The organism is Streptomyces sp. NPDC029169 (assembly GCF_055563935.1).
Genome location: NZ_JBVHXA010000006.1, coordinates 65084 through 76496, shown reverse-complemented (window position 1 = coordinate 76496; position 11413 = coordinate 65084). Strand labels below are relative to the sequence as shown.

At 71.4% G+C, this 11413-nt stretch carries 8 protein-coding genes; 5 read left to right on the top strand and 3 right to left on the bottom strand.

Going from position 1 to position 11413, the window contains the following annotated elements:
- Positions 1-16: 16 nt before the first annotated feature.
- The 3 genes from ACZ4VI_RS13630 to ACZ4VI_RS13620 are packed head-to-tail and all read left to right on the top strand — an operon-like array spanning position 17 to position 4529.
- The gene (locus tag ACZ4VI_RS13630) at positions 17-2401 is read left to right on the top strand and encodes a non-ribosomal peptide synthetase (protein ID WP_467999375.1); all 2385 of its coding nucleotides are present in this window, start codon (positions 17-19) and stop codon (positions 2399-2401) included.
- Positions 2398-3213, top strand: coding sequence for a thioesterase domain-containing protein (locus ACZ4VI_RS13625; protein ID WP_467999374.1), 816 nt, complete (start codon positions 2398-2400; stop codon positions 3211-3213). The genes ACZ4VI_RS13630 and ACZ4VI_RS13625 overlap by 4 nt, the downstream gene beginning before the upstream one ends.
- Positions 3210-4529: an MFS transporter gene (locus ACZ4VI_RS13620; RefSeq protein WP_467999373.1), complete on the top strand. Its 1320-nt coding sequence runs from the start codon at positions 3210-3212 to the stop codon at positions 4527-4529. The genes ACZ4VI_RS13625 and ACZ4VI_RS13620 overlap by 4 nt, the downstream gene beginning before the upstream one ends.
- Here the strand turns inward: ACZ4VI_RS13620 and ACZ4VI_RS13615 are convergent.
- The 3 genes from ACZ4VI_RS13615 to ACZ4VI_RS13605 all read right to left on the bottom strand — a co-directional run bounded on the left by ACZ4VI_RS13615 (position 4516) and on the right by ACZ4VI_RS13605 (position 8220).
- On the bottom strand, positions 4516-6516 hold the full coding sequence (locus ACZ4VI_RS13615; RefSeq protein WP_467999372.1) for an AfsR/SARP family transcriptional regulator: 2001 nt from the start codon (positions 6514-6516) through the stop codon (positions 4516-4518). The two genes, ACZ4VI_RS13620 and ACZ4VI_RS13615, sit on opposite strands and share 14 nt — an antisense overlap.
- Before the next feature lie 137 nt (positions 6517-6653).
- Positions 6654-7373: a LuxR C-terminal-related transcriptional regulator gene (locus ACZ4VI_RS13610; protein WP_467999371.1), complete on the bottom strand. Its 720-nt coding sequence runs from the start codon at positions 7371-7373 to the stop codon at positions 6654-6656.
- On the bottom strand, positions 7357-8220 hold the full coding sequence (locus tag ACZ4VI_RS13605) for a sensor histidine kinase (protein WP_467999370.1): 864 nt from the start codon (positions 8218-8220) through the stop codon (positions 7357-7359). The genes ACZ4VI_RS13610 and ACZ4VI_RS13605 overlap by 17 nt, the downstream gene beginning before the upstream one ends.
- A gap of 767 nt (positions 8221-8987) precedes the next feature.
- On the opposite strand from ACZ4VI_RS13605, the gene ACZ4VI_RS13600 reads away from it, so the two are divergent.
- Both ACZ4VI_RS13600 and ACZ4VI_RS13595 read left to right on the top strand, forming a co-directional pair.
- On the top strand, positions 8988-9623 hold the full coding sequence (locus ACZ4VI_RS13600; protein ID WP_467999369.1) for a MerR family transcriptional regulator: 636 nt from the start codon (positions 8988-8990) through the stop codon (positions 9621-9623).
- Between the two features lie 191 nt (positions 9624-9814).
- A complete protein-coding gene (locus ACZ4VI_RS13595; protein ID WP_467999368.1) occupies positions 9815-11386 on the top strand; it encodes a M28 family peptidase in 1572 nt (523 codons plus the stop codon).
- Positions 11387-11413 lie beyond the last annotated feature (27 nt).

Genomic DNA, 11413 nt, shown 5'->3' with positions numbered 1-11413 from the left:
CCGGAACCCCGCCCCCATGACAACTCCCGCACCGGCGCCGCCCGTGCTGCTGCCGGCCGATCGCCCGCGGCTGCCCGGGTCCGCTCCGGAGCGGACCGGATCCGCCCGGCTGCGTCTCGGCCCCTCGGCCCGGACCGCTCCGGAGGAGATCCTCCTGGCCGGCTTCACCGCGCTGCTCCACCGCTGGAGCGGCCAGGCCGACTTCGGCTTCGTCGTGACGACGCCCGGTGCCGGTACGGCGGCCCGCCTGAGCCGTACCGTCACCGGTACGGAGACCCTGGCCGCACTTGCCCACGGCTCGGCCGCCGAGCCGGTCGGCCGGGACGAGTTCGAGCTGGTCCTGCACCCGCCGGGCGAGGGCGACGACGGCCTGCCGAGCGCGGAGCTGCGCTACGCTCCCGAACTCTTCGACCAGTCCACCGCGGTCCGGCTGCTCGACTCCTACCGCACGCTCCTGGAGGACGCGCTCGCCGACCCGGAGCGGCCGGTGTCGCGGCTGCGGCTGCTCCCGGAGGGGGAGCTGCGCCGGATGCTCGTCGAGTGGAACGATACCGCGGCGGACCTTCCGCACGACGTCTGCCTGCACGCCGCGTTCGAGGCGCGCGCCGCCGAGGCACCCGACGCCCTCGCCCTGGTGGGCGGTGACCGCAGCTGGACGTATCGCGAGGTGAACGAGGCGGCGAACCGTCTCGCCCACCATCTGCGGGACCTGGGCGTCGGCCCCGACCGGCGGGTCGGCATCTGCCTGGACCGCTGCGCCGAGCTGCTTGTCGCCGTCCTCGGGGTGCTCAAGGCGGGCGGCGCCTATGTGCCGCTCGACCCCGACTACCCCCGACAGCGCCTCGCCACGATGGTGGCCGGCACGTCCTGCGCGGTGGTCGTCAGCCGGAGCGGTCCGGCCGGGAGCCTGCCGCCGGCGGACACCGGGCCCGACACCCCGGTGGTGCTGCTCGACCGGGACGAGGCGCTCCTCGCCGGGCTCCCCGACCACAATCCCGAGGGCGGCGCAACGCCCGACGACCTCGCGTACATCATCCACACGTCCGGGTCGACCGGTGCCCCCAAGCCGATCGCCCTGCGCCACCGCGGGGTGATGAACAACATCGCCGACCTCAACTCCCGCTTCGGCGTGGGTCCCGGCGACCGGGTCCTCGCGCTGTCGTCGCCCAGCTTCGACATGTCGGTGTACGAGTTCCTCGGGCTCACCACCGCGGGCGGCACGGTGATCCTGCCGGAGCCGGAGCGGGCGAAGGACCCGGAGCACTGGGCGGACCTGCTGGCCGCCCACCGGGTCACCGTCTGGAACTCGGCTCCCGCTCTCCTGGACATGGTGGTCGACCACCTGGAGACCACCGGTGCCCAGCCGCTCGGCGACCTGCGGCTGGCCCTGCTCGGCGGCGACTGGATCCCCGTGTCGCTCCCCGACCGGGCACGGGCGCTCGCCCCCGCCCTGCGCTTCATCGCCCTCGGCGGGGCGACTGAGTCCTCCATCCACTCGACGATCTACGAGGTGGTGAAGACCGACTCCCGCTGGACGAGCATCCCGTACGGACGCCCGATGGCCAACCAGCGCACGTACATCCTCGACGAGAACCTCCAGCCCGTACCCCCGGGGGTTCCCGGCGAACTCCACCTGGCGGGGATCGGGCTCGCCCGGGACTACCTCGGCCGGCCGGAGCAGACCGCGGAGCGGTTCTTCGAGTGGTCCTGCGGCGAGGTGTCGGGCGAGCGCCTCTACCGGACGGGCGATGTGGCCCGCTACGGGCCCGACGGGCTGATCGAACTCCTCGGCAGGGCGGACTTCCAGGTCAAGCTGCACGGCCTGCGGATCGAGCTCGGCGAGATCGAGTCCGTGCTGCGCGCCCACGACACGGTCCGGGAGGCGGTCGTCACCGCCCAGCCAGACGGATCGGGCGACCGGCGGCTCGTCGCGTACCTCGTCGCCGAGGCCGGCCGGACCGTGGAGCTGCCGGAGGTCGCCGAGCACGCCGCCCGGTCCCTCCCCGGCTTCATGGTGCCCGGCACCGTACTCGTCCTGGACGAGCTGCCCCTGACGCCCAACGGCAAGGTCGACCGCAAGGCCCTCCCGGCGCCGCCCGACGACCTCGGCGAGCCGCCTGCGAGCTACACCGCACCGTCCACGGCGACCGAGAAGACGGTGGCCGAGGTCTTCGCTGCCGTGCTCGGCACATCCCGAATCGGCGCGGACAGCGGCTTCTTCGCGGTCGGCGGCAACTCCCTCCAGGCGATGCGCGCGGTCACCCGGCTCAACAAGCACTTCGGGATCAGGGTGAACGTCCGTCTGCTGTACGGCGGAACCACGGTCAGCGGCATCGCACGTGTCATCGACGAGCGGCTCGCGCAGCCCGCACCTACCCCGAACGGAGCGCCGGCATCGTGATCGAACCGACCGTCGGCAGTCTCGTCACCCTCCGCGCGGAGGGTGACCTCCTCCCGCTGCACTGCGTCCATCCCGTCTCCGGTTCGCCGTTCTGCTATTCGTCGATGGCGCACCGACTCGACCCCGGGCGACCGGTGTTCGGATTCGAGGCACCCGGATTCGACGGTGTCTCGGAGCCCCTGACGTCGATCCGGGAGCTGGCCGAGCTGCACACCGCCTCGCTCCGGGCGGACCGGCCGCACGGCCCCTACCAGTTGCTCGGCTGGTCCCTCGGCGGGGTCGTCGCGTACGAGATGGCACGGCTCCTCGTCGCCGCCGGTGAGGAGGTGCCGCTGCTCGTCATCGTGGACGCGGCGCTGCCCGGGACGCAGTCGGTGCCGCCCGACGACGAGCTGGCCCGCTACTTCCTGTACGACTTCCTCGGCGTGACCCGTGACCGGGCCCCCGGCGTCGACAAGGCGCTGGCCGGCGTCCGGCCGGGCGCGGATCCGGCCGAGGTCTTCGCCGCGGCGGAGCTCCACGGCGCCGTACCGGAGGAGTTCGACGCGGAGTTCCTGATGGAGCGCTACGCCCTCTTCCGTACGCATGTCGTGGCCATGCGCGAGCACCGCCTGGACGCGGTCCACGAAGGGCCCGCGATCCTGATCAGGGCCGCGGAGTCGGTGGAGCGGCTCCTCGACTGGAGTCCGTACGTGAGCCGGCTCACCGAGCACATCGCACCGGGCGACCACCATTCCGTGTGGCAGGGCCCGGGTCTGGCGGCCATCAGCGCCATCGTCAACCAGGCCCTACGAGAGGCGAGTCCAGCATGACGGAGCACGGCAGGCCCACCGCGTCTGCCCCCGCGGCCGAGGCGGAGGGCCCCCCTCGGCCGCTCTGGCGCGACAGGGACTTCATGGTGTTCTGGACGGGCGAGGCGCTCTCCCTCTACGGCACCCAGATCACCCAGCTCGCGCTCCCGCTGACCGCGGTCCTGGTCTTCGGGGTGGGGGCCGGGGAGCTGGGCATGCTGCGGTTCGCGCAGCTGGTTCCCTTCCTCGGGCTCGCGCTGCTCTTCGGCGTCTGGGTGGACCGGATGCGGAAGCGGCCGGTGATGCTGGGCGCCAACCTGGTCCGGATGGTGCTGATCGGGCTTGTGCCGGTCCTGTACGAGTTCGAGCTGCTGACGCTCTCGGCGCTGTACGCGCTGGCGCTCGGCATCGGGGTGGCGACGGTGCTCTTCGACGTCAGCTGGATGTCGTACGTTCCGGTGCTCGTGAAGGACCGGCGCAGCCTGCTTGAGGCCAACACCAAGCTGAACGCCACGCTGTCGTCGGCGGACATCGCCGGGCCCGGTCTGGCCGGCACGCTGGTGAGCGCGTTCTCGGCGCCGTTCGCCATGACCGCCAACGCCTTCTCGTACGCCCTGTCGGTGCTGTCGCTGATCCTCATCAGGAAGCCCGAGCCCGCCCCGGAGGTGCCCGAGGAGAAGCGCCGGCTGCGCGCCGAACTCGCCGAGGGGCTGCGCTGGGTGTTCGGCAACCGCTGGCTGCGGGCGATGGGCCTGGTCGGCTGTTCCTGCAACTTCCTGCTGACCATGGTGCAGACGCTGTTCCTGCTGTACGCCGTGCGCGACAAGGAACTGTCCGCCGCGGCGGTCGGTTTCGTGATGGGCGCGGCGGCCGTGGGTGGCCTCCTTGGCGCGCTGGTGTCCGGCGTGGTGGTGCGCCGGCTGTCGGTGGGCACCGCCTACCGGGTGTCGGTCTCCATCATCTTCCTCGGCCCGCTGCTCGTCCCCGCGGCGGGAGGTCCGCGCTGGCTGCTCGTGGGCCTGTTCGTGGCCTCCTTCTTCATGGAGTACGTCGGCGCGAGCGTCTCGAACGTGCTCATCGTGAGCCTGCGTCAGACCATCACTCCGCAGCATCTGATGGGCCGGATGACGGCCGCGATGCGCATGCTGCTCTACGGCGGCGGTGCGCTGGGCGGACCCGTCGGCGGCCTCCTCGCGGCGCTGGCGGGGCTGCACGGAGCGCTCTGGATCGCGGGCCTGCTGTCCGCGGCGATGCTGATCCCGATCTTCCTGTCCCCGGTCGGCAGGCTGCGCGCCATGCCGACCGGGCCGGAGGACGAGGCGCTCACCTCGCGGTGAGGTCCGTCGGCCGCGTGACGTCCTCGCGCTGCCGGAACGCGGCCCTCCGGAGCACCGCGGCGCGCCGCAGCACGACGGCGTAGGACTCGCCCCCGTCCGCCTCTGCCGCGTCCAGCCGTGCCAGGGCCGCCCTCCGGTTCAGCATCGGCTCCTGTTGGGCGCACTCGGCCGCGTAGATCCCCAGGAGATCGTGGAGGCGGTACCGCTGCCCGTGGTCCTCCAGGAGGTGGTGGGCGACGAGCACGTCGAGCAGCCGTCGCGCGGTGTCGCGGTCGGTGTCGGCCAGCGACGCGGCGGCGGAGACCGTGATCGGCCCGTCCTTGCGTAGGCCGAGGAAGCGGAACATCCGTGCCGCTTCGGCGGGCAGGGCCTGGTACGAGGTCTCGAACGCGTCGCGCACGCTCGCGAGGGCGTCGTCTGCCACGGTGAGGCGGTCGAGCCGGCCGCTCTCCGTCGTGTACTGCTCCACGAGCGTGGCGAGCGGGACACCGGGGTTCGCGGTGAGCCCCTCGGCGGTGATCCGCAGCGCGAGCGGCAGCCCGCCGCAGAGCGCCGCGAGGCGCCGGGCCGCCTCCGCGTGGCCGGTGAGCCGCCCGCCGGACAGGGTGGTGAGCAGGCCGGCGGCCTCGTCGACGGCCAGCGGCCGGACGGTGACCGTGCGCGCCCCGTCCCGGGCGGCAAGGCCGCCGAACCGCTGGCGGCTCGTGGCCACGATGCAGGACGCGCCGCGCGGGATCAGAGGCCTCAACTGGTCCGCGCTCAGGGCGTCGTCCAGGACGACCAGCATGCGTTTGCCGTACAGGAGGCTGCGGTAGAGGGTGGCACGGCCCGCCAGGTCCCGGGGTATCCGCGTGCTGTCGGCTCCCAGGCTGGTGAGCAGGTGCAGCAGCGCGTCCGAGGCGCTCAGCGGTCTGCCGCGCAGCCCGTTGCCACAGAGGTCCACATAGAGCTGGCCGTCCGGGAAGCGGTCCGCGAGCCGGTGCGCCAGTTCCAGTACGAGTGCCGACTTGCCGACGCCCGCGGGGCCGTCGACGACGATCACCGGGGTACTCCGCTGGGCGAACTCGTCGTCGACGAGCCCCTCCAGCTCCCTCAGCTCCGTCTCGCGCCCGGTGAACCCGCGTGCCACCGGCGGGAGTTGAGCGGGTACGGGCAGACCGGCACCCAGTCCCTCGCGGGGCCTGGGGGTCAGGCTTCCGCCGGGGAGCCGTAACTCGCGCTGCCCGGCGAGGATCCGCCGGTGGAGGTCCTGGAGCTCGGTCCCCGGCTCGATGCCCAGCTCCCGGCGCAACAGCCGGCGGGTCTCCGTGTACACGGCGAGGGCGTGCGCCTGGCGGCCCGCGTGGTAGAGCGCCAGCATGAGCAGCCAGCGGAGCTTCTCGCGCAGGGGCTCGTCGGCCGCGGCGCGCGAGAGCGGGTCGACCACCTCGGCGTACTCGCCGGCCTCCAGCATGACGGCGGCCCACTCCTCGACCGCGGTCAGTCTCAGGTCCCGCAGGCGGACGCCCTCCATGGCGGCGAAGGGCCCCGGGACTCCGGCGTACGCCTCGCCCCGCCAGAGCGCCAGGGCGTCCTCGTACAGCCGTAAGGTCGTCTCCGCGCTGCCGCCCTCACGTGACCTGCGGGCGTGGCCGTGCCGTTCGACGAAGAGCGTGGCGTCGACGTCCGCCGGGTCGAGCCGCAGGCAGTAGCCCCCGGGCTCCGAGGAGAGGACCGTGCTGGCCGCCCTGCTGCCGCGTCCGGGCTCCAGCGTGCGACGCAGCCGGGCCACGTAGGTGTGGACACCGTTGGCCGCCGTCTGCGGGGTGTCGCTGCCCCAGAGGGCGCTGGTGATGCTCTCCCCGCTCACCACCTCGCCGGCCCGGCTGGCGAGCAGGCTCAGGACCGCGCGCTGTTTGGGCGAGCCCAGCGCGACCTCCTCACCGTGCCGCCAGGCACGGATCGGTCCCAGAAGCTGGATGCGAAGAGGTGCCCCCGTGCAGGTCATGGTCCCGTTCACCCCTCAGGGCCGCAGGGCTTTGTGGTGACCATGACATGCACAAGGGCCGCGCAGCGTGCCGGAACGGGCGTCACTCGGGGCATGGCCGCGAATGTAATCCGGACCCCAGGGCGGCACCAGGCCCTTCAGGGAGCATCGGGCATGCTCCTTAAGGCGTATTGCTTACCCTTCCCCGCGGGGTCGATGAGCCGTGCCTCCACGGCCCTGTTGACGGCCCCGATGCGCGAGGCCGCGCCCAGCTTCTCGAAGATGTTCCGCAGGTGCCGCTTCACGGTCGCCTCGCTGATGCCCAGCGCCTTGGCGATCTGACGGTTGCTCAGCGCGTCGGCGACATGGGTGAGGACCTCTCGTTCGCGGGGCGAGAGGGGCTGCCCGGCAGCGCCACGGAACGCGGTTCCCGGCGTGGCGCTGCACGGCAGGGCGATCATGACCTGCGGGTCGCGCGCCATGACGCCGCGGATGGCGGACAGCAGCGACGCACGAGGGGCGCTCTTGTGCACATAGCCATGGGCCCCGCGGGCGAGCAGCTCGTGCACGAGCGGGCCGTGGTCGTGCATCGACAGCATCAGCACCCGCAGCCGCGGGAAGCGCGCCGTCAGCTCGCTGACCACGGTGGGCGCGTGGTGATGGGGCATCTCCACGTCGAGCAGGACCACGTGCGCCCCGGTACGCGCCACCAGGTCGCCGAGCCCCACGGAGGTGTCGGCCTCGGCCACGACGCGCAGGTCGTGCTCGACGTCGAGCAGCTGGCAGAGGGCGTCGCGCAGGAGGGAGTGGTCGTCGACCGCGACGATACGGATCGGCTCGCCCGCCCTCGACGGCCTGTGCTCATCGGGCGTCCGCATGCCACTCCTCGCCCGTCGGCACCGAGAACACGAGTGTCGTGCCCTGTCCCGGAGCACTCTCGATCTCCATCCGGCCGCCCAGGAGCCGGATCCGTTCCGCCACGGAGGCCAGGCCGTTGCCGAACTCCCTCTCCGGGGGAAGGCCGACTCCGTCGTCGCTCACACACGCCCGTAATCGGGGCCCGTCACCGCGTATGTCGAGGGTCACCCGGGAGGCGTGGGCGTGCGCCAGGGCGTTGCGGAGGCATTCGCGCAGGACGAGGAAGAGGTTCTCGCCGGTGCCGTCCGGCAGGGAGCCGTCGTCGCCCTCGACGCGTATCTCCACCACGGGTCTCTCGATCGCCATGGCGGTGACGAAGGCGGACAACGCCGCCTTGAGGGAGCCGGTGGAGTGGGCGCCCGTCCGGAGTTCGGTGACGATGTCCCGGGTGGTGTGCATCGTCTCCAGGATGGCCTGCTTCAGGCTGTCGAGCCGGGGGTCCGTCGCCGAGGAGACGTTGTGGGTGAGTTCGTAGAGCTCCAGCTGGCGCAGGGCGAGGCCGGCCGTGCTGCCGATCCGGTCGTGGATCTCCCTCGCCATCGCGTCGCGGCTGCGCCGTGTGGAGTCCCGTACGACATCGAGCAGATGGAGGTCGTGCTCGTACGCGCAGTCCGTCACGGAGCGTGTGACCGCCGCCTGAACCCGTGCCAGCAGCCGGATCCTTCCGGCCTCGCCGGACAGCGGCGGCGTGAGGCGCTCCAGGAACTCCGCGACGACCTCGACCAGCAGGGACCCCGCGCGCACGGCGTGGACCGGCACCGTTCCCGGCGCGATCCGGCCCGCCCCCTGCGGGCCCGTGGGCCGCACGGGTCGCGGCTCGCCCGATGGCCCGGCCTCGCCACTCCCCGGGGTGTCACGGCATTCGGTCAGGATTCCGTGAACCCGGTCACAAACGGAATCCCAGGCTTCCATGTTCAGCCCCAGCGGATTGCGTTGTTCGACGAGCCTGCTCCGATAAGCTTCGAGCAACTCGGCCTCGCAGGCGAGTAATTGCGCGGCCGGCTCCTCGTCTTCGACACAAGGACCGTGCCGCGGCTTTCCCCGCGCCGACGTGTCGGACACGTCTCCCCCTCCCCTATGCCCATCCTCTCCGCCGGCTCCCTCGGCACACAGACGGTGCAAAACGGAGAGAAATGCCGGAGATCGCCATGATCATGCCGTACCACCAAAAGGACGTCAAGTGGCGCGTCCACGGAATCCACACTTCCAGGTGCCATTGACGAGCGACACAAATCCTCCGAAAGAACTCGGACGGCGACGAACATCCGGCATATCGACTTCCGGTCTGCCCAAGGACCACCGAAGGTCCGCCGAACACCAGCGGTGCGACGGGCGAACACCGGCGGAACACCGTGGCGGGGGCGGCCTGACACCACCGGACGATCCCTCACCACCCGTCAATGCGGCGCAGACGCCAACAGCCGTTTCCGGCCGACTGGGCGCCGCCTCCCGAGCGAACGACGGACACGCCTTGTGCCCCCGCATTCGCGCCGCATAAGGTCACCGCGGCCTCGAATTCCCTGCCCAGTCGCGAAGCACGCCGTCGTAAGGACCCGACTGAAAGCCGATGGAATATGACACAGCTCTCCGCTCTGAGCCGCAGGACCAATGTCCCCGTCCGCACACTGCGGTCGTATCAGGACCTGGAACTCCTTCCTACACTTCCGAAATACGATGAATCGCATGTGCGCAGGGTTGCACTGGTAAAGGCACTCCTGAATATCGGAGGCCTCCCGCACGCCGAGGTGCGCAGACTCGTACGCCATGTCGAAGAAGAACGACCACCGGCCGCCGAACTTCTGCGCATCACTCAGTACGCCTTACCCACACCCGGCTCCGCGTCGACCGATCAGGAGTGGGAATGGGCCGAGGCCAGCGTGTCCGCGCTGATCCGGGGCCGGGGCTGGCAGGTGAGTCCCGACAACCCCGCCTGGCAGACGCTCTGTCAGGTCGCCATCGCCTGCAAATCGCTCGATCACCACGACATTCCACGGCTGTTCCACGCCTATGCCGAACAACTGGAGGGGATTGCCCGGCTCGAGGTGCAAATCCTCAACGAGCAGGACGATCCGGAGAGCGCCGCGACAAGCCTGGTCGCCGTCACCGCGCTCGGCGGCCTCGCCATGTCCGCGTTGCGCCGGCTCGCCCACGAGCATTTCCTGCTGTCGGGAGAGAGCGGCGCGGAACCCTCGCAGTCCCCCACGGGCTGAAGCAGCGGGTCGGCCGGGCGCCCGGACCCCCCGCGTCCCCACCTCACCCATGCCTCGCCACGCCTCACGAGTCCTTCACGAGAGCGCCACAACTATGGCTGAAATGCAGCGAGTTAGGGCACATGTGTTCACAGAACCCCCCAGAGATCGCTAGCTTCCCCTCAACCTCGTTCGCACCGGGAAGGACCTCTGTGAACGCATCCCGTCTCAGAGCCGCGGCCACCCTGGCCGCAGCCGCTCTCGCGACCCCGCTCCTCCTGGCCTCCGCCTCACCCGCCTCCTCCCAGCAGGACAGGCCGGGCCAGGACGCCGCCGCGCTCTCGAAGGCGCTCGTTCGCGACGCGTCCGCCGAGGGTGCCTTCAAGCACCTCCAGAAGTTCCAGGCGATAGCCGACTCGGCGGGCGGTCACCGCGTCGCCGGCTCGCTGGGGCACGACGCTTCGGCCGCGTACGTCTACCAGCAGCTGAAGAAGGCCGGGTACAACGTCTCGTACCAGAGGTTCGACTTCGTCTACACCCAGACGCTGGCCGAGAAGCTCTCCACCGTCACGCCCGCCCCGCGCGACATCGAGATCAGGGCGCTGACGTACACCACGTCGACACCGGTCGGCGGAGTCACGGCCGAGGTGGCGGCCGTCCCGGTCGACGCCGACGGCACCACCGGCTGCGAGCCAGGCGACTACGCCACGGGCTCCTTCACCGGCAGGATCGCGCTCATCAGGCGCGGCGGCTGCTCCTTCGCCACCAAGCAGCAGCAGGCCGCCGCCGCCGGCGCGACCGGCGCCCTCATCTACAACAACATCGACGCCGGATACGGTCCGCTCTCGGGCACCCTCGGCGACCCGGCCGCCGCGAAGATACCCACCGGCGGCATCAGCAAGGCCGAGGGCGAGAAGCTCGCCGCCGACCTCGCCCAGGGCCCGGTGACCCTCTCCTTCGAGATCCGCCAGCTCCAGGAGAAGCGTTCCACCAACAACGTGATCGCCGAGACGAAGAGCGGCAACGCCGCCGACACCGTGATGCTCGGGGCCTCGCTGGACTCGGTGCTCGCGGGTCCGGGCATCAACGACAACGGCTCCGGCTCCGCCGGGCTGCTCGACGTCGCGCTGAAGCTGGCCAAGAAGGAGAAGCACCCGCGGAACAAGGTGCGCTTCGCCTGGTGGTCGGCCGCGGAGAGCGGCCTGGTCGGCTCCCACCACTACGTCGCGAACCTCACGCCGCTCGACCGGCAGGAGATCAAGCTCTACCTCAACTTCGAGCTGATCGCCTCGGCGAACCACGGCCTGTTCGTGTACGACGGCGACAACTCGGACGGCGCCAACACGCAGACCGCCCCGGCGGGCTCCGACCGACTCGAGCGCGACATCACCGCGTTCCTCGGCAGGAAGGGACTGCCGCACGCCGGCACGCCGTTCGTCGCCCGCTTCGACTACGGCCCGTTCGTCACCGCCGGCATCCCCTCCGGCGGTACGTTCGCCGGCGCGGAGGCGCTCAAGTCGCCTGCCGAGGCGGAGAAGTTCGGCGGAACGGCGGGGGTCGCGTTCGACCCGAACTACCACGCCGCCGGCGACACCCTCGGCAACATCAGCATGACGGCGTTCGAGCGCAATATCGACGTCATCGCAAACGCGGTCGGCACGTACGCGCACGACCTCGGCAGCCTGCGGCAGCCGTCCGCCGGCGCGCAGTCCGGCGTCCGACCGGCCGGCGTCGCCACCTCCGGCGTCGTACGGGAGGCCAGCACGCCCGGCGTGACCGAGTAGTCCGGCCCAGAACCCGTACCCCCGGTG

Bases quoted from the DNA above. Each gene is read 5' to 3' on its own strand.
- ACZ4VI_RS13630 (WP_467999375.1), top strand. From the start codon at position 17: ATGACAACTCCCGCACCGGCGCCGCCCGTGCTGCTGCCGGCCGATCGC.
- ACZ4VI_RS13620 (WP_467999373.1), top strand. From the start codon at position 3,210: ATGACGGAGCACGGCAGGCCCACCGCGTCTGCCCCCGCGGCCGAGGCG.
- ACZ4VI_RS13615 (WP_467999372.1), bottom strand. From the start codon at position 6,516: ATGACCTGCACGGGGGCACCTCTTCGCATCCAGCTTCTGGGACCGATC.
- ACZ4VI_RS13610 (WP_467999371.1), bottom strand. From the start codon at position 7,373: ATGCGGACGCCCGATGAGCACAGGCCGTCGAGGGCGGGCGAGCCGATC.
- ACZ4VI_RS13600 (WP_467999369.1), top strand. From the start codon at position 8,988: ATGACACAGCTCTCCGCTCTGAGCCGCAGGACCAATGTCCCCGTCCGC.